This is a genomic window from Pseudomonas azerbaijanoccidentalis (genome assembly GCF_019145495.1).
Classification (GTDB): Bacteria; Pseudomonadota; Gammaproteobacteria; order Pseudomonadales; family Pseudomonadaceae; genus Aquipseudomonas; species Aquipseudomonas azerbaijanoccidentalis.
The window spans coordinates 50353-67173 of the sequence record NZ_JAHSTU010000012.1 but is presented as its reverse complement, the minus strand read 5'-3'; the positions used below and the strand labels follow the sequence as shown (position 1 = coordinate 67173).

The 16821-nt window shown below is 60.8% G+C and carries 15 protein-coding genes; 9 read left to right on the top strand and 6 right to left on the bottom strand.

What is annotated here, in order from left to right:
- Nucleotides 1-5 precede the first annotated feature (5 nt).
- Both aguB and KVG88_RS28760 read right to left on the bottom strand, forming a co-directional pair.
- On the bottom strand, nucleotides 6-884 hold the full coding sequence (aguB, locus tag KVG88_RS28765; protein ID WP_217873394.1) for an N-carbamoylputrescine amidase: 879 nt from the start codon (nucleotides 882-884) through the stop codon (nucleotides 6-8).
- Nucleotides 885-1147: 263 nt separating this feature from the next.
- Nucleotides 1148-4060 carry an aminotransferase gene (locus KVG88_RS28760; RefSeq protein WP_217873393.1) on the bottom strand — a complete coding sequence of 971 codons (2913 nt, stop codon included), beginning with the start codon at nucleotides 4058-4060 and terminating at the stop codon, nucleotides 1148-1150.
- Between the two features lie 131 nt (nucleotides 4061-4191).
- Between KVG88_RS28760 and rfbC the strand changes: the two genes are divergently transcribed.
- From rfbC to KVG88_RS28740, 4 genes are read left to right on the top strand one after another with little or no spacing between them, the layout of a single operon-like run.
- Nucleotides 4192-4737, top strand: coding sequence for a dTDP-4-dehydrorhamnose 3,5-epimerase (gene rfbC, locus KVG88_RS28755; RefSeq protein ID WP_217873392.1), 546 nt, complete (start codon nucleotides 4192-4194; stop codon nucleotides 4735-4737).
- A 36-nt stretch (nucleotides 4738-4773) separates the two neighbouring features.
- On the top strand, nucleotides 4774-6582 hold the full coding sequence (locus KVG88_RS28750) for a sensor histidine kinase (protein WP_150702674.1): 1809 nt from the start codon (nucleotides 4774-4776) through the stop codon (nucleotides 6580-6582).
- Nucleotides 6579-7973, top strand: a complete 1395-nt coding sequence (locus KVG88_RS28745) for a sigma-54-dependent transcriptional regulator (RefSeq protein ID WP_217873391.1) — start codon at nucleotides 6579-6581, stop codon at nucleotides 7971-7973. The genes KVG88_RS28750 and KVG88_RS28745 overlap by 4 nt, the downstream gene beginning before the upstream one ends.
- A gap of 36 nt (nucleotides 7974-8009) precedes the next feature.
- Complete coding sequence (locus KVG88_RS28740) at nucleotides 8010-8465, top strand: YiiD C-terminal domain-containing protein (RefSeq protein WP_150702672.1); 456 nt, start codon at nucleotides 8010-8012, stop codon at nucleotides 8463-8465.
- A 75-nt stretch (nucleotides 8466-8540) separates the two neighbouring features.
- Here the strand turns inward: KVG88_RS28740 and cysQ are convergent, their stop codons facing one another.
- A complete protein-coding gene (gene cysQ, locus KVG88_RS28735; RefSeq protein WP_217873390.1) occupies nucleotides 8541-9368 on the bottom strand; it encodes a 3'(2'),5'-bisphosphate nucleotidase CysQ in 828 nt (275 codons plus the stop codon).
- Nucleotides 9365-9931, bottom strand: coding sequence for an ADP compounds hydrolase NudE (nudE, locus tag KVG88_RS28730; protein ID WP_034148495.1), 567 nt, complete (start codon nucleotides 9929-9931; stop codon nucleotides 9365-9367). Before nudE ends, cysQ begins: the two co-directional genes overlap by 4 nt.
- Before the next feature lie 91 nt (nucleotides 9932-10022).
- Here nudE and yrfG point away from each other — a divergent pair, with 91 nt between their 5' ends.
- Nucleotides 10023-10685, top strand: a complete 663-nt coding sequence (gene yrfG, locus KVG88_RS28725; RefSeq protein ID WP_150702670.1) for a GMP/IMP nucleotidase — start codon at nucleotides 10023-10025, stop codon at nucleotides 10683-10685.
- A 104-nt stretch (nucleotides 10686-10789) separates the two neighbouring features.
- Here the strand turns inward: yrfG and lysM are convergent, their stop codons facing one another.
- Nucleotides 10790-11230: a peptidoglycan-binding protein LysM gene (gene lysM / locus KVG88_RS28720; protein WP_150702669.1), complete on the bottom strand. Its 441-nt coding sequence runs from the start codon at nucleotides 11228-11230 to the stop codon at nucleotides 10790-10792.
- Between the two features lie 128 nt (nucleotides 11231-11358).
- Between lysM and KVG88_RS28715 the strand changes: the two genes are divergently transcribed.
- From KVG88_RS28715 to KVG88_RS28700, 4 genes are all read left to right on the top strand, one after another.
- Nucleotides 11359-12246, top strand: coding sequence for a LysR family transcriptional regulator (locus tag KVG88_RS28715; RefSeq protein WP_150702668.1), 888 nt, complete (start codon nucleotides 11359-11361; stop codon nucleotides 12244-12246).
- A 92-nt stretch (nucleotides 12247-12338) separates the two neighbouring features.
- Nucleotides 12339-13178 (top strand): formate dehydrogenase accessory sulfurtransferase FdhD, encoded by an 840-nt coding sequence (gene fdhD / locus KVG88_RS28710; RefSeq protein ID WP_150702667.1) that lies wholly within the window; start codon nucleotides 12339-12341, stop codon nucleotides 13176-13178.
- A complete protein-coding gene (locus tag KVG88_RS28705; RefSeq protein WP_217873389.1) occupies nucleotides 13175-15523 on the top strand; it encodes an FdhF/YdeP family oxidoreductase in 2349 nt (782 codons plus the stop codon). Before fdhD ends, KVG88_RS28705 begins: the two co-directional genes overlap by 4 nt.
- 296 nt (nucleotides 15524-15819) lie before the next feature.
- A complete protein-coding gene (locus KVG88_RS28700; protein ID WP_217873388.1) occupies nucleotides 15820-16311 on the top strand; it encodes a glycine zipper domain-containing protein in 492 nt (163 codons plus the stop codon).
- A gap of 67 nt (nucleotides 16312-16378) precedes the next feature.
- On the opposite strand, the gene KVG88_RS28695 is transcribed toward KVG88_RS28700, so the two are convergent.
- On the bottom strand, nucleotides 16379-16798 hold the full coding sequence (locus tag KVG88_RS28695) for an acyl-CoA thioesterase (RefSeq protein ID WP_150702664.1): 420 nt from the start codon (nucleotides 16796-16798) through the stop codon (nucleotides 16379-16381).
- Between the last annotated feature and the right edge of the window lie 23 nt (nucleotides 16799-16821).

The following is a 16821-nucleotide window of genomic DNA, read 5'->3' as shown; positions in this document are numbered from 1 at the left end:
GGCAGTCAGGACTCCAGGGATCCGTCGAGGGTTTTGATAGCACCATACAGGTTCGGGCGACGATCGCGGAAGGAGCCCCAAGCGCTACGTGTGTGTTCGAGTTTGTCGAGGTCGAAGCTGTGCACGAGCACGCCCTCTTCGGTCTCGTTGAGTTCCTGCACTTTCTCGCCGAACTGGTTGGCGATAAACGACGAACCGTAGAAGGTAATGTCGTAACCGTCCTGCTCTTCGTTGCCGATGCGGTTGCTGGCGATCAGCGGCATCAGGTTGGCGCCGGCATGGCCCTGTTGCACGCGCTGCCAGTGGTCACGGGACGAAATGGTCTTGTCGTGCGGCTCGCTGCCGATGGCGGTCGGGTAGAACAGGATTTCCGCACCTTGCAGCGCCATGCTGCGCGCGGCTTCAGGGAACCACTGGTCCCAACAGATACCCACGCCGATTTTCGCGTAACGGGTGTTCCACACCTTGAAACCGGTGTCGCCCGGGTTGAAGTAATACTTTTCGTGGTAGCCAGGGCCGTCCGGGATATGACTTTTACGATAAATCCCGAGGTTGCTGCCGTCGGCATCGATGATCGCAATGCTGTTGAAACGCGCGCGACCGGCCAACTCGTAGAAGCTGATCGGCAGCACCACTTGCAGTTCCTTGGCGACTTTCTGGAAATGCTTGATGGCGACGTTGTCTTCAACCGTCGTGGCCAGTTGCAGGTAATCGGGGTTCGGCTTCTGGCAGAAGTACGGCGCCTCGAACAGTTCCTGGATCAGGATGATCTGCGCGCCTTTGGCGGCGGCTTCACGGACCAGCCTTTCGGCCACTTCGATGTTGCCTTCAAGGTCCCAGGAACAGGCCATCTGAGTGGCGGCGACGGTAACGATACGGCTCATGGATCATCTCCGGGCAAGTGCTTTGACGGGCGAGCGTGGTTATCCACACCCTGGCAGTGGCGACTTTATAGCCGATAAAAATCGGCTTTCAAAGCGATATATATGCCTTTCGTCTAAATTTAAGCACTTAATCCCGATAACAATCGATTTATCACCCAAAAATGTAGGAGCTGCCGAAAGCTGCGATCTTTTGATCTTCAGCGCCATGAATGGCAAAGAAAAATCAAAAGATCGCAGCCTGCGGCAGCTCCTACAGGGGAGGATCAGAGGCCTTCGTCGAGCACCTTCGAAAGCATGTCGACGAAGAAATCCACGCTCTGGCGCGAGGTGACCATCGGCGGTTTGATCTTCAGCACGTTCAAGTAATCACCGGTCGGCTGCATGAAAATCCCCAACTCACGCAAGCGATCGCACAGCGCCGTGGTTTCTTCAGTGGCCGGCTCCAGGGTCTCGCGGTTGCGGATCAACTCAACGCCCAGATAGAAGCCCGAACCGTGGACCGCGCCGACTAACGGATGAATATCGATCAGCGCTTCCAGGCGCTCCTTGAAGTACCCGCCAACAACCTGGGCGTTCTCCCAGAGTTTTTCTTCTTCCATCACATCCAGCACTGCCATGCCGACCTGGCAACTCACCGGACTGCCGCCGGCCGACGAGAAGAAATAGCCTTCAGCCTCCAGCGCTTCGGCGATTTCGCGGCGAGTGATCACGGCGCCCAATGGCTGACCGTTGCCCATGCCCTTGGCCATGGTGATGATGTCCGGCACCACGCCCTGCTCTTCGAAACCCCAGAAGAAATGGCCCATGCGCCCGTAACCGACCTGTACTTCGTCGGCAATGCACACACCGCCCTGGGCGCGGACCATGGCATACACCTGCTTCAGGTAACCCGGCGGCAGCGAGATGCCGCCGGCATTGCCATACACCGGCTCACAGATGAAACCGGCCAGCTGGCGTTTTTGCTCGGCGATTTTTGCCAGGTTGTGTTCAACGCTGCGCACGTAGTCCGGCGCGCTGTCCGGCCCACGGAACTCACCGCGATAGGTGTTCGGCGCGGTCACCGGGTGCACCCAGTCCGGACGGCTGCTCAAGGCCTTGGGGTTGTCGGCAATCGACGTCGATACCGCGTCCGCGCCGACGGTCCAGCCGTGATAAGCCTCCAGCACGCTGAGCATGTCGCGTCCGCCGCTGTAAGCCCATGCCAGGCGGATCGCCAAGTCATTGGCCTCACTGCCGCTGTTGACCAGGAACACCCGGTCCATGGAGTCCGGCGCCAGTTTCAGCAAGCGCTCGGAGAACTCGGCAACCGCCGCATAGTTGAACCGTGAGTTGGTGTTGAGCAGCGACCACTGGCGACTGGTCACGGCGGCCATGCGCGGATGACCGTGCCCGAGCACCGCGACGTTGTTGAGCATGTCGAGGTAAGAGCGGCCCTGCATGTCGATCAAGTGGTTGCGCCAGCCACGCTCGATGCGCGGCGGATCGACGTAATAGTGTTTTTGCGTGCGGGCGAAACTGGCGTCACGGCGAGCCAGCAAGGTTTTTGAGTCGAGCTCTGCTTCAGCATCGCAGGCCAGCCCCAGTAACGCAGCCGGTGATGGGCACAACGCCTGCCAGGCAAGCGCGCGTGAAGGGGTACAAAACAGAGGTGCACTGAATGAAGCGCCTCGGCACAACTGCACAATCAGCGGTCCACCGACCGAGCCCAGCACCTGGCCTTTGACCAGCGCCGCACCGGCATGCAGTGACGGCGTGACGCCCCACAGCCGCACGCTCAGTTGCGGGCCGTCGAGTTGCAACACACCCGGCAACGGCTGATGAACCACGCCGGCAAACGGCGCCTCGACCGTGGTGCCGTCGGGCACACGCAACTCGACGTGCAGCGGGCACGTGTCCGGTTCGGCGGCGCTGTCCGGGCGCGTGCGCGACAGCCGATACTGCCCGTAGCGGCTGGCTGCCAGACCGTGCACGGCGCCAGCTTCGTCGAGCAAGCGCTGGTCGGTGCCTTCCTGCTCCCAGTTACCGGCCTCGAAGTGCGGGCTGAGGACACCCAGGTCAATCAGGGCAAACTCCCGTCCGACCAGGCTCGGCAGCAACGGCGCAAAGCCTTCGCTGGCAATATTCGGCAGGCCCTGGCCAACCGCCGTCAGGATGGCTGCTTCCATCAGCGCCAGCGGCACCGAGGTCGCTACGCGGAAAATTTCCCACTCATGGGCCAGGTTGTCGCGGCTGTAAGTGTTGCCCGGGTCGATGCTGACCTGCTGTTCACCGCTGAGCACCAGCACTGCGGCACGGGCGACGATCAGCGGCCACAGCGCCTGCAACTCTTCATGGGTCAGTGGATTGACCGCGTGATACGCCTGCACCGCCGGCAAGATACAAAACGGATCGCCTTCACCGTGATGCAACAGCGCAGCGCAGGTCACCGACAAATCAGTGATGCGCCAGGTGCGCACCAGGTCGCCGAAATCGATCACGCCTTGCAGCTGCCAATGACGTTGGGCGTCACGCTGCCACACCACGTTGTCGTCGGTGATGTCCATGTGAATGGCCTGCACCGGCAACTTGGCTTCCAAGGGCTGCAGATGCCGTTCGGCCTGATCGGCTGCTTCGGCAATCAGCCGACGCTGGTTTTCGTCCTGAATGACCGGCAGCAAATGCGCGATCAGCGCCTGTGCGTGGCGTGCATCCCATTGCAGCGTGCGCGCCAGCCCCGCATGGTCGAAATCCGCCAGTGCCAGGTCCATCTCGCCGCACAAGCGACCGAAACCGGCCACCACGGTGGGGTTGAAGTACTCAAGGTGTGTTAACGACTGACCTTCAATGTAATCCATCAGGCGCACATGCACCGCTTGGCCTGCGACTTCCAGGGAAAGCAGATCGGCACCGTTTTTCGCCGTGATCACCCGTGGCACGTGCACATCCGGGTGCTGTGCCAAATGTTTGAGTCCGGCATGCTGGGCTTGCAACTCCAACGCCGAATAATCGCCCCGACAGATTTTCAGGACAAAACGCCCCTGATCGCTGTCGACGCGGTAGTTGAGGTCCTGCTGACTGCCAAGCGCCTGCAACCTTGCGCTCAACCCGTAATGTTCCTCCAGCAGCTTTAGCGCTTGCTCCGCAGACACTTGCGGGCTGGGCAAACTGGCGCGATGAATCAGCGTGGCGAGCGGCATACAACGACCTCGGAAATTTTATCAGGCGCCTATATCGCCACTGCTTCGGGCGATACGCAACCCCCACCCCTCGCTTCGATCGGCCCCATGCGCAAGAATGTCGGGCATTACACCCACTGCTGGAGAAAGCCATGAAAGCCGTCACCACCGACCTGCCCGGGGTGCTGATCATCGAACCGACCGTCATGGGAGATGAACGTGGCTTTTTTTTCGAGAGTTTCAATACCCAGGCTTTCCAAGCAGCCACGGGAATGAGCCCGGTGTTCGTCCAGGACAATCATTCGCACTCAAAGAAAGGCGTGCTTCGGGGCCTGCATTACCAACTGCAAAACACTCAGGGCAAACTGGTGCGCGTCATCTCAGGCGAAATGCTCGACGTGGCGGTGGACATCCGCCGCAGTTCGCCGCACTTCGGCAAATGGGTCGCCGTGCACCTGTCCGCTGAAAACCGCCGTCAAATGTGGATACCAGAAGGCTTTGCTCATGGGTTTGTGGTGTTGAGTGAATGTGCCGAGTGCCTGTACAAGACCACCGACTATTACAACCCGACCGCCGAACGCAGCATCCGCTGGGACGATCCGGACCTGGCCATTGATTGGCATCTGGACAGCCCACCACAACTGTCGGCCAGGGATCAGAACGCTGTACTCTTCAAGGACGCCGACGTCTTTGCCTAGGCATAATGCGTCGATATCCACAGGCGCTCGATGCTCATGACTCCGACCCTCCCCCGCAGACCCCGTTGGCGCAGCCTGGCCCTGCTCGCACTGTGCCTGGCGCCGTTACTGTGGCCGCTTGAGCATTTGGCCGAACGCTACTACCGCAGCGAACTGGCCGGGCAGAACCGGCAGACGCTCGACCTCTACGTCGCCAACCTGCTGGGCACCTTGCATCGCTACGAAGTGTTGCCGCAGATTCTGGGTGATCTGCCGGCCCTGCGCGCCGTGCTCGGCGCTCCCGACGACAGCGTCACCCAAGGCAATGCCAACCGCCTGCTGAAAAACATCAGCGCCCAGACCGGCGCCGAAGTCATGTACCTGATGGACACCACGGGCAAGACGCTGGCGGCATCCAATTGGGACAAACACGACAGCTTCGTCGGGCGCAATTTTTCCTTCCGCCCGTACTTCAGCGAAGCCATGGCCGGGCGTCTGGGACGCTTCTTCGGGCTGGGCACCACGTCGGCCAAACGCGGTTACTTCTTCGCCGCTGCGGTGCGCAATGGCGAGAAAATCACTGGCGTGCTGGTGGTCAAGGTCGACCTCGACCACACCGAAAGCCTCTGGGGCAAAACCCCTGAGCAACTGCTGCTGACCGATCACAACGGCGTGGTCATCCTCACGTCGCGGCCCGAATGGCGCTTTCGCGCGACCCGAACCTTGAGCGATGAAGAGCGCAAGGCAATCATTGCGATCCAGCCCTACCCGACCCGTGATCCACGGCCGTTGAAACTCAATCCAAACGCCTGGCTGACCCAGACCCAACCGATCGCGGAAACCGGCTGGAACGTCAGCATCCTCGCCCCACGCACGCTGATCGACCGCCCGGTACGGACCGTGGTCGCCGTCGGTGGTGCCATGCTGTTGGTGGTGATGCTGTTGCTTGGCTTGATGATGCAGCGGCGTCGCCATTACCTGGAGCGAATCGCCTTCGAAGCCAAGGCGCGGCGTGAGCTGGAAGGCCGGGTGGCCGAGCGGACCAGCGACCTGGAAGGCCTAAACCGTCGACTCAAACAGGAAGTGCTGGAGCGCGAGCAGGCTCAGCAAGATCTGGTGCGCGCCCAGGATGATCTGGTGCAGGCCGGCAAGCTCTCGGCGTTGGGGACGATGTCGGCGAGCATCAGCCACGAACTCAATCAACCGCTGGCGGCCATTCGCAGTTATGCGGAAAACGCCGAAGTGTTGCTCGACCACCAACGCACCGACGATGCCCGCGGCAATCTCAAGTTGATCAGCGAACTGACCGGGCGCATGGCGTCGATCATCGCTCACCTGCGGGCCTTTGCCCGTCGCGATCGTCACGCGCCGGAAAGCGTCGCCCTGCAACCGGCACTGGACGACGCGCTGGCCTTACTGGCCAAGCGGCGGCGCAGCATGGAGGTCGAGTTGATCCGCGACCTGCCCGCCGCCGCATTGTGGGTCGAAGCCGGTGAAACCCGTCTGCGCCAGGTGCTCGGCAACCTGCTGGCCAACGCCCTCGACGCGCTCACCGAAAAAGGCCCGCCACGCAAACTCTGGCTGAGTGCCCAAACCACCGCCGATGGCGTCAACCTGTACATTCGCGACAACGGCCCCGGCTTTTGCATGGAAGCCCTTGGTCGCGCCAGCGAGCCCTTCTACACCACCAAGACTCGCACGCAGGGGCTTGGCTTGGGGCTGGCCATTTGCGAGACCCTGATGCGCGCCTTCGGCGGTGAACTGTCGTTCGCCAACCACAAGGAGGGCGGCGCACTGATTACCCTGAAGCTACGCGCAGGCGCACCGGGTGTGAGCCTGCAACCGTCCGAGGACCGAAGTGCATGACCATCGACAATCGCATTCAGGTCGTATTGATCGACGACGATCCCCACCTGCGCCAGGCCTTGAACCAGACCCTCGATCTGGCTGGCCTGAAAATTCTGCCGCTGGCCGAAGCCAAAGGCCTGGCCGGGCAGTTGGAGCGTGACTGGCCCGGTGTGGTGGTCAGCGACATTCGCATGCCGGGCATGGACGGTCTCGAACTGCTGACCGAACTGCACGCCCAGGACCCGGAGCTGCCGGTGCTGCTGATTACCGGTCACGGCGATGTGCCGCTGGCGGTGCAAGCCATGCGCGCCGGGGCCTATGACTTTCTGGAAAAACCCTTCGCCAGCGATGCCCTGCTCGACAGCGTGCGCCGCGCCCTGGCCCTGCGTCGACTGGTGCTGGATAACCGCAGCTTGCGTCTGGCCCTGAGTGACCGCAATGAACTGAGCACGCGACTGGTCGGGCAATCACCGTCGATGCTGCGCCTGCGCGAACAGATTGGCGCGTTGGCGGCGACCAAGGCCGACGTGCTGATCCTCGGCGAAACCGGTGCCGGCAAGGAAGTGGTGGCCCGGGCGCTGCATGATCTATCGAGTCGGCGGAACGGCCCCTTCGTGGCAATCAACGCCGGAGCGCTGGCCGAATCGGTGGTCGAAAGCGAACTGTTCGGCCATGAACCGGGCGCCTTCACCGGTGCGCAAAAACGCCGCATCGGTAAGTTCGAATTCGCCAACGGCGGCACGTTGTTCCTCGATGAAATCGAGAGCATGAGCCTGGATGTTCAGGTGAAATTGCTGCGTTTGCTGCAAGAACGTGTGGTCGAACGCCTGGGCGGCAATCAACTGATCCCGCTGGATATCCGCATCATCGCCGCCACCAAGGAAGACCTGCGCCAGTCTGCCGATCAGGGCCGTTTCCGTGCCGACTTGTACTACCGCCTGAACGTCGCGCCGCTGCGCATTCCACCGCTGCGCGAACGCGGCGAAGATGCGCTGGTGCTGTTCCAGCATTTTGCCGATGAGGCCAGCGGCCGCCACGGCTTGCCGCCCCACGAACTGCAACCGGGACAACGCGCGCTGCTGCTGCGCCACACCTGGCCCGGCAACGTGCGTGAACTGCAAAACGCGGCGGAGCGTTTCGCCCTCGGCCTGGAACTGGCACTGGATAACAACGAGGCGCAAGGCGCAGTCGGCACCGTGGTGGAACTGGTCAGCGGTGGCTTGAGCGAGCAAGTGGAAAACTTCGAGAAAACCCTGATTGCCGCCGAGCTGGCGCGCTCGCACAGTTCAGTGCGCAGCGTCGCCGAAGCCCTCGGCATTCCGCGCAAGACCTTGCACGACAAACTGCGCAAACACGGCCTGAGCTTCGCCGACAGCGGTGCCGCCAGCCACACCGACGACCTCGATTGAGCCTCGTCCAAATCAACTGCCAATAAGAGGCCCTGAATGAGCCGCGAAAGTCGTCAACTGGAATCCGTCCTCCACCACGACATCCCCCTCACCCGGGACATGGGCCTCAAGGTGATCGACTGGCACGATCAGCAACTGCGCCTGCACTTGCCGCTGGACGCCAACGTCAATCACAAAAGCACCATGTTCGGCGGCAGCCTGTATTGCGGCGCGGTGCTGGCCGGTTGGGGCTGGTTGCATTTGCGCCTGAAAGAAGAAGGCATCACCGACGGGCACATCGTGATTCAGGAAGGCCAGATCAGCTATCCGCTGCCGGTAACGGGCGATGCCAACGCGATCTGCCAGGCGCCGGATCCGGTGATCTGGAAGAAATTCCTGACCACGTTCCAGCGCTACAGCCGAGCGCGATTAACGCTGCATACTCGGGTCGTCAATGAGGGTCGTGATGAGGACGCAGTGCGGTTTACCGGGCAATATGTGTTGCACCGTTAACGCAAAAAATCGCAGCCTGCGGCAACTCCTACAGGGATCGGTGTAGGAGCTGCCGCAGGCTGCGATCTTTCAAGCTTAGCTTCGGGCCAAGGTCAACAACTGTTCCCGCCACGCGGCCTTGGCTGGCAGCGCCAAAAAGAACTCATTCAACAGCGATTCCCGCGCCGGATAACAGAACGGCGCACCGCTCAAATCCAGCACCTCACCGCCCGCGCCTTCGAGCACACCTTGCGCCGCCGCCGTGTCCCACTGCGAAGTCGGCGCCAGACGCGGATAGCAATCCGCCGCCCCTTCAGCCAGCAAACAAAACTTCAGCGAGCTGCCGATATTGGCCAGTTGCAGTTCGCCAAGGCTGGCACTCAAACCGGCCAACAAACGCTCCTGCTCCGGGCTGGAATGGCGGCGACTGGCAACCACGGTGAACGATTGACCGGGGGCCAGAACATCGCGCACCTGAATCGCCACCGGCGTTCCACCTTGATCGCCACGCCACGCGCCCATCCCGGCACCACCGACATAGAAGCGGCCGTTGGTCGGCATGGACACCACGCCGAATACCACTTGGCCGTTTTCGATCAGGGCGATATTGACGGTGAACTCCTCGCTGCCGCTAATGAACTCTTTGGTGCCGTCCAGCGGGTCTACCAGCCACCAGCGCTGCCATCCGGCACGCACGCTTTGCGGGATGTTGGCGTCTTCTTCAGAAAGCACCGGAATGCTTGGGTCCAGCGCCGTCAGCCCGGCCAGAATCAAGTGATGCGCGGCCAGGTCTGCCGCCGTGACGGGCGAGTCGTCGGACTTAGCCGTCACCGCTGTACCGGTACGCCAGAACGGCAGGATCGCTTCGCCGGCCTTCAAGGCCAGTTCAACCACGGGCGCCATCAAGGGATGCGGGAAATTCATGGCAGAAACACCCCTCGCTGGGTCAACAGATCACGGGCCAGATACAGCGCCGCCAAGGCACGGCCCTCGGTGAATTGCGGGTTTTGCGCCAGCGCCGACAACTCCCGCAGGTTGACCTTGCCCAGGCCCATCGGCTCGGGCTCGTCGCCCTCCAGACGTTCTTCGTAAAGGTCGGTGGCCAGCACCACCTGGATTTTCTGGCTCATGTAACCGGGCGACAGCGACAGCTCGGTTAAATGTTCCAATTGCCGCGCGCCAAAACCGGCCTCTTCCTTGAGTTCGCGCTCCGCCGCCGCCAGCACGTCTTCGCCCGGCTCAATCAAGCCTTTTGGCAGCGACAATTCGTACGCGTCGGTGCCACCGCAGTATTCCTCGACCAACACCGCGTGATCGGCATCGAGCATCGCCACGATCATCACTGCGCCATACCCTGCGCCCTTGCCGACCAATCGCTCATAAGTGCGTTCCACGCCATTGGAAAAGCGCAGTTTCAGCTCTTCAACGCAGAATAAACGGCTGGTGGCGACAATCTCGCGGGCGAGGATGGTGGGTTTCTGGCGCATAAAGAGGCTCCTTGGCGATAGCGGGTTACTATACCCGGCCTATCCTGATTGTTTACCTCGGATATCTTTTTTAGCGCTGGAGAAGTTTTTTATGTCCCTGCTGCCCTGGCGCGACATCGACACCGTTCTGCTGGATATGGATGGCACACTGCTGGACCTGCATTTCGATAACCACTTCTGGCTGGAGCATTTGCCCCAGCGGTATGCCGAATTGCACGGGGTCAGCCGGGCCATGGCCGAAATGGAGCTGCATCCATTGTTCGAACGCAACGCCGGTCAGTTGCAGTGGTACTGCCTGGATTTCTGGAGCGCCGAACTGAAGCTGTCGGTACGCGACCTGAAACAGGAAACCGCTCATCTGATCGCGCTGCGCCCGGACGCGGACACGTTCCTGGCGGCGATCAAACAGGCCGGCAAACGCGTGGTGCTCATCACCAACGCCCATCGGGATGCGCTGTCATTGAAACTGGAAAAAATCCAGCTGGCGCCATATTTCGAACGTTTGATCAGTTCCCACGACTACGGCTATCCCAAGGAAAACCCGCAGTTCTGGGACGCCTTGCAGGCAGACATCGGCTTCGACCCGACGCGCAGTCTGTTTATCGATGACACCTTGTCGATTTTGCGCAGCGCGCGGGACTTTGGTGTGGCGCATTTGCTGGCCGTGAAAGAACCGGACAGCCGCCAAGGGCCGAGGGATACAGCGGAGTTTGCGGCGGTTGATGATTATCGGGATTTGATTGCCGGCCTCTGATCACCGGTAGGAGCTGCCGCAGGCTGCGATCTTTTGATCTTGTTGATATCGAAATACCGAAGATCAAAAGATCGCAGCCTGCGGCAGCTCCTACAGGCCTCGCATTACTCGGGAATCCGCAATGTCTGCCCCGGATAGATCTTGTCCGGATGCGACAACATCGGTTTGTTGGCTTCGAAGATTTTATTGTACTGGTTGGCGCTGCCATACACGGCCAACGATATGGCGCTGAGCGTGTCGCCCTTCTTCACGACCACGAAACGCGCGGCCGCGGCTACTGGCCCGGTCACTGTGATCTGATCATCCACGCTGCCAACACCGGCAATATTACCCACGGCCAACAGGATTTTTTCCTTCTCTTCCTGGCTCGCCACCTCGCCGGTCACGGTCACTTTGTCGCCATCGACCGTCGCTTGTACATTCGGGTTACCCAAGCCGACTTTGCTGATGTGGTCCTTCAACTGCTCACTGGCATTAGCGTTGCCCGGCGTCAGCAAATCCAGCAGCTTTTCGCCCGCCTCTTTCACAAAACTCAAAAGACTCATGGTGCATTCTCCTTGGGATTGGGGTTCCAGACGCAAAAGCCTAGACCACCGCCGACAGTTGCGAATCCAACCCGACCAATGACCCCGCTTGCGATAGAATCCAAACCTTCCCGACCTCTGGAGCGACGATGGACATCAAGCAGCTGAAATTCCTCATCGCTCTGGATGAAACACGGCACTTCGGGCAAGCCGCCGCGCGCTGCCACATCACCCAACCGACGCTGTCCATGCGCCTGCGCAGCCTTGAAGAAGAACTCGACCTGCCCCTGGTCAATCGCGGGCAACGCTTCGAGGGTTTCACCGCGCCGGGCGAACGCGTACTGGCCTGGGCGCGTACCGTGCTGGCCGCCTACGACGGCCTGTACGCCGAGGCCGCAGCCTGTCGCGGCAATCTGGTCGGCACCCTGCGTTTGGGTGTGGTGCCGCTGTCGAGCTTCGATCCACTGCCGCTGCTGCAACGCTTGCACGCCGAACACCCGAACCTGCGCTTTGAATTATCGGCGCTCAGCTCGGAACAGATCCTCGAACAACTGGCCAATAATCGTCTGGATCTTGGGGTGTCCTATCTGGAGCGCCTGGACGGCGAACACTTCGACTCGCTGGCCTTCAGCGAAACCCGCATGGGCTTGCTCTACGATCAGCGTTTCTTCACTTTTGGCGATGCGCCATTGAGCTGGGAATCGTTGATCGAACTACCACTGGGCATGCTCACCAGCGGCATGCACTTTCGCCAGTCCATCGACCACAATTTCCACAGCCGTGGCCTCACTCCGCAACCGTTGTTGCAAACCGATGCCGTGCATCAACTGTTACAAGCTGTGCACGGCGGCCTGTGTTGCGCCGTGATGCCATTGGAGGGCGGTCTCGAAGGCCTCACCGAGCACTTGCGCCTGCAACCGATTGAAAACGCCCAGACGCTCGGCCGGCTGGGGTTGATCATGCGTCGTAGCGCACCGCGATCGGCGTTGGCCGAAGCGTGTTTTGCAATCTATCAACAATCGCTGATGGGCGCTTGATCGACGGCATCTATCGGTAGATCAGTAATAGCGATTAGACGCGACAACTTGCCGCGCCTAGTCTTAAAGCTGATCAATCCGTCGGTGATGCCATGAACGCCAAGCGCCCCTCCTGCGCGGCGCCCGCCCTTGAAACGCCCGCGCCCGCCGCCAGCCAGACGTACAGCTACAGCAACCTTGAACACTCGGAATCGGACAGCACCGCGCTGGCCGAGGAAGTGGCGTTGGCGATTGCCTACAACGGCATCAGCCAGGCGGTAATGCTGGTCACGCCCACTGACCTCGAAGACTTTATCGTTGGCTTCAGCCTGGGCAGCGGCATCATTCAAGACGCCACCGACATTTATGACCTGCAACTGAGCGGCTCCGGGTCGGCGCAATACGCGCAAGTGACCATCGCCAACCGCGCGTTCTGGAACCTCAAGCAACAGCGTCGGCAAATGGCCGGCACCAGCGGTTGCGGGCTCTGCGGCGTGGAGGCGGTGGAACAGGCCTTGCCAGACCTCAAGGTCTTGCCCGGCGCACCACTGCCACCGGCCGAATGGCTCGACGGTTTGCGCCAACGCATCGGCGCGTTCCAGCCGTTGGGCCAGTACAGCGGCGCGGTGCATGCGGCGGTGTTCATGAACGGCCAGGGCGAATTGCTACTGGGTCGTGAAGACATCGGCCGGCACAACGCCCTAGACAAACTGATCGGCGGCCTGGTCCGCCAAAACATTTCGACCGCAGGCGGATTGGCGATTGTCACCAGCCGTTGCAGCCTCGAACTGATCCAGAAAGTGTTACGCGCCGGCATCCAGACCCTGGTCAGCCTGTCGTCGCCCACAGGCCTTGCCGTGCAATGGGCCCGTCGTCACAACCTCAACCTCATCCATCTGCCCCAGAAAAATGCGCCACGGGTTTACAGCCCGGCTTTGGAGAACCAAGCGTGAGTCAACACCGTCAAGCCGACCAGACACCCGTTCCTCGTTACAAACCCTACAAAGGTCCGGCCGGTGGTTGGGGCGCACTGATCAGCGTCGCCCAAGCCTGGTTGACCAGTGACAACGCGCTGAAAAACCTGCGCATGATGCTCAAGACCAACAAGAACGGCGGTTTCGACTGCCCCGGTTGCGCCTGGGGCGACTCCAATGAAGCCGGCATGGTGGCGTTCTGCGAGAACGGCGCCAAAGCGGTGAACTGGGAGGCGACCAAACGGCGCGTGGATGGCAAATTCTTCGCCAAGCACAGCGTCACGGCCTTGCTGGAGCAGAGCGACTACTGGCTTGAATACCAAGGCCGCCTGACCGAGCCGTTGAGCTACAACGCCGAAACCGATCGTTACCAGCCCATCAGTTGGGACGATGCGTTTGCGCTGATCGCCAAACACCTCAAGCGCTTGTCGAGCCCGGATCAGGCCGAGTTCTATACCTCGGGGCGCGCCAGCAACGAAGCGGCGTATCTCTATCAGCTGTTCGTGCGCGCCTACGGCACCAACAACTTCCCCGACTGCTCGAACATGTGCCACGAGGCCAGCGGCGTCGCGTTGTCGCAAAGCGTTGGCGTCGGTAAAGGTACCGTGACCTTCGACGACTTCGAACACGCCGATGCGATTTTCGTCTGGGGCCAGAACCCCGGCACCAATCACCCGCGGATGCTTGAGCCGCTGCGTGAGGCAGTGAAGCGCGGCGCGCAGGTGGTGTGTATCAACCCATTGAAAGAACGCGGCCTGGAACGCTTCCAGCACCCGCAACACCCGATCGAAATGCTCACCAACAGCGACAAGCCAACCAACACCGCGTACTTCCGCCCGGCGCTGGGCGGCGACATGGCCGTGATGCGCGGCATGGCGAAGTTTCTGCTGCAATGGGAGCGCGATGCGCAAAAGGCCGGTGCACCGGCGGTGTTCGATCACGCGTTCCTCAATGAACACAGCGTGAACGTGCTGGATTACCTGGCCGTCATCGATGACACCGCGTGGGAGCAGATCGTCGAGCAATCGGGCCTGAGCCTGGTGGAAATCGAGCAAGCGGCGCGCATGTATCTTAAGGGCAAGAACGTCATCATGTGCTGGGCAATGGGCATCACCCAGCACCGCCATTCGGTGGCGACCATCCAGGAAATCGCCAACCTGATGTTGCTGCGCGGCAACATCGGCCGGCCGGGCGCGGGCCTGTGCCCGGTGCGTGGCCACAGCAACGTGCAAGGCGACCGGACCATGGGCATCAACGAACGTCCGCCAGTGGCGTTCCTTGATTCCCTGGAGCGGCGCTTCCAGTTCAAGGTCCCCCGTGAAAACGGCCACAACGTGGTCGAGGCGATCCACGCCATGGCCGAAGGTCGAGCGAAAGTGTTCGTCGCCCTGGGCGGCAACTTCGCCCAGGCCACTCCCGACAGCCCACGGACCTTCCAGGCCCTGAGCAACTGCGACCTGACCGTGCAGATCAGCACCAAGCTCAACCGCAGCCACCTGGCCCACGGTAAAGAGGCGCTGATCCTGCCATGCCTGGGCCGCACCGATATCGACCGCCAGGCCGAAGGTCCTCAAGCGGTAACGGTCGAAGATTCGTTCAGCATGGTCCATGCCTCCAACGGTCAATTGGAGCCGCTGTCGAACCAGATGCGTTCGGAGCCGGCGATTCTGGCCGGCATCGCGGCCGCCACACTGGGCAGCCATCCGGTGGACTGGAATTGGCTGGTGGCCGATTACCGGCGCATCCGCGACCTGATTGCCGACACCATCCCCAACTTCAAAGACTTCAACGAGAAGATCAAGAATCCGGGCGGCTTCTATCTGGGTAACAGTGCCGGTGCGCGCAAGTGGAACACCGCATCGGGCCGGGCCAATTTCAAGCCGAACATGTTGCCCAAGGATCTGGTCCACGAACGCACCCGCGCCACGGGTGTGCAACCGGACCTGATCATGCAATCAATGCGCTCCCACGATCAGTACAACACCACGATCTATGGCCTCAACGATCGTTATCGTGGCGTGAAGGGGCAGCGCGATGTGCTGTTCGTCAACGAAGCCGACATCATTCGCCTGGGCTTCAAGCCAGGGCAGAAGGCTGACATCGTTTCGCTGTGGGACGATGGCGTTGTACGTCGGGTGAAAGGCTTCACGCTGCTCGCGTTCGACATCCCGGCCGGGCAAGCGGCGGCATACTATCCGGAAGTGAACCCGCTGGTGCCGCTGGAAAGCACCGGGGATGGCAGCCATACGCCGACTTCGAAGTTCGTGGCGATCCGGCTGGAAGCGGCGAGTGAGTCGGGGTTGATCATGGCTAGATCGGCGTAAAAAAAAACAAAAGATCGCAGCCTGCGGCAGCTCCTACATCGATCCCTGTAGAAGCTGCCGTAGGCTGCGATCTTTTTGCAATGCCACTGCAACTTTCCAATCGCCCACAAAAAAGGCCGTTTTCAAATGAAAACAGCCTTTGCGAAGTAATAAAAGACCGGCGAAAAAACGTTAAGTTCCGCCCAAAAAACAGTAACTTGCACAATTGTATACAAGTCGTGTTATTCGTCGGATTTCGATTGTCACGACCATTCCAGAGCCTCAGGATCGCGCCGTCATCCCCTTGAGGTTCCTTTATGAAGTTCTCCTCGATTCTCTTGTTGTCCCTTGGCCTGGTCAGTGGCATCGCTTCTGCCGGCGGCACCACCGAAGCAGGTGTGGGCGGCGCATTGGGCGGGGTTTTGGGCTCGGTCGTCGGCCAATCGATTGGCGGCAATACAGGTTCCACCATCGGCGCAGCCTTGGGCGGCGCGGGTGGTAGCGCAGTTGGCGCAGACAAACGCAGCCGTGGCGAAGCCGCCATCGGTGGTGCGTTGGGCGCAGCAGGCGGTAACGTGGTTGGCCGCAGCGTGGGCGGCACCACTGGCAGCCTGATCGGCTCCGCAGCAGGCGGCGGCGCTGGTGGCGCGCTGGGTAACTACATGGGCAACAAGAGCGATGATGACGACGATGATCGTCATTCCCATCGCGGCCGTGATGATCGTCGCTACTACCGTGACGGCCACCCGGGTCGTGGTCACGCCTATGGCCATCGCAAGCACCACAAATACTACCGCCATCGCGACTGACCGCTAAGGTTTCGCTGGAAAGGTAAAAAAATCGCAGCCCTCGGGCTGCGATTTTTTTGCCTGCTTTTTACACCACCAAGCGCTGCAAAGCCTCGCGCAACCCGCTCGGGATTGACACTGGCAGATTGGAAGCGCGATCGACAAACACATGCACAAAGCGCCCCGCTGCACAGGCCTCGTCCTCTCCCTGCTTGAACACCGCCAACTCGTACTGCACCGAGCTGTTACCCAGCTTGCCGACGCGCAAACCGATCTCGATCCGGTCCGGAAAGGCGATGGAAGCAAAGTAATCACAGGCTGAGCTCACCACGAACCCAACCACTTCGCCGTCATGGATATCCAAACCACCGACCTCGATCAGGTAAGTGTTCACCGCCGTATCGAAAAAACTGTAGTAGGTCACGTTATTGACGTGACCGTAGGCGTCGTTGTCATGCCAACGGGTGGTGATGGGCTGGAAGTGCGGGTATTCGGTGCGATGGGGCATCAATGGGGTCCTTTCATGATTTC

Coding starts and splice junctions, on each gene's coding strand:
- aguB (WP_217873394.1), bottom strand. CDS start 884: ATGAGCCGTATCGTTACCGTCGCCGCCACTCAGATGGCCTGTTCCTGG.
- KVG88_RS28760 (WP_217873393.1), bottom strand. CDS start 4,060: ATGCCGCTCGCCACGCTGATTCATCGCGCCAGTTTGCCCAGCCCGCAA.
- rfbC (WP_217873392.1), top strand. CDS start 4,192: ATGAAAGCCGTCACCACCGACCTGCCCGGGGTGCTGATCATCGAACCG.
- KVG88_RS28750 (WP_150702674.1), top strand. CDS start 4,774: ATGACTCCGACCCTCCCCCGCAGACCCCGTTGGCGCAGCCTGGCCCTG.
- KVG88_RS28745 (WP_217873391.1), top strand. CDS start 6,579: ATGACCATCGACAATCGCATTCAGGTCGTATTGATCGACGACGATCCC.
- KVG88_RS28740 (WP_150702672.1), top strand. CDS start 8,010: ATGAGCCGCGAAAGTCGTCAACTGGAATCCGTCCTCCACCACGACATC.
- cysQ (WP_217873390.1), bottom strand. CDS start 9,368: ATGAATTTCCCGCATCCCTTGATGGCGCCCGTGGTTGAACTGGCCTTG.
- nudE (WP_034148495.1), bottom strand. CDS start 9,931: ATGCGCCAGAAACCCACCATCCTCGCCCGCGAGATTGTCGCCACCAGC.
- yrfG (WP_150702670.1), top strand. CDS start 10,023: ATGTCCCTGCTGCCCTGGCGCGACATCGACACCGTTCTGCTGGATATG.
- lysM (WP_150702669.1), bottom strand. CDS start 11,230: ATGAGTCTTTTGAGTTTTGTGAAAGAGGCGGGCGAAAAGCTGCTGGAT.
- KVG88_RS28715 (WP_150702668.1), top strand. CDS start 11,359: ATGGACATCAAGCAGCTGAAATTCCTCATCGCTCTGGATGAAACACGG.
- fdhD (WP_150702667.1), top strand. CDS start 12,339: ATGAACGCCAAGCGCCCCTCCTGCGCGGCGCCCGCCCTTGAAACGCCC.
- KVG88_RS28700 (WP_217873388.1), top strand. CDS start 15,820: ATGAAGTTCTCCTCGATTCTCTTGTTGTCCCTTGGCCTGGTCAGTGGC.
- KVG88_RS28695 (WP_150702664.1), bottom strand. CDS start 16,798: ATGCCCCATCGCACCGAATACCCGCACTTCCAGCCCATCACCACCCGT.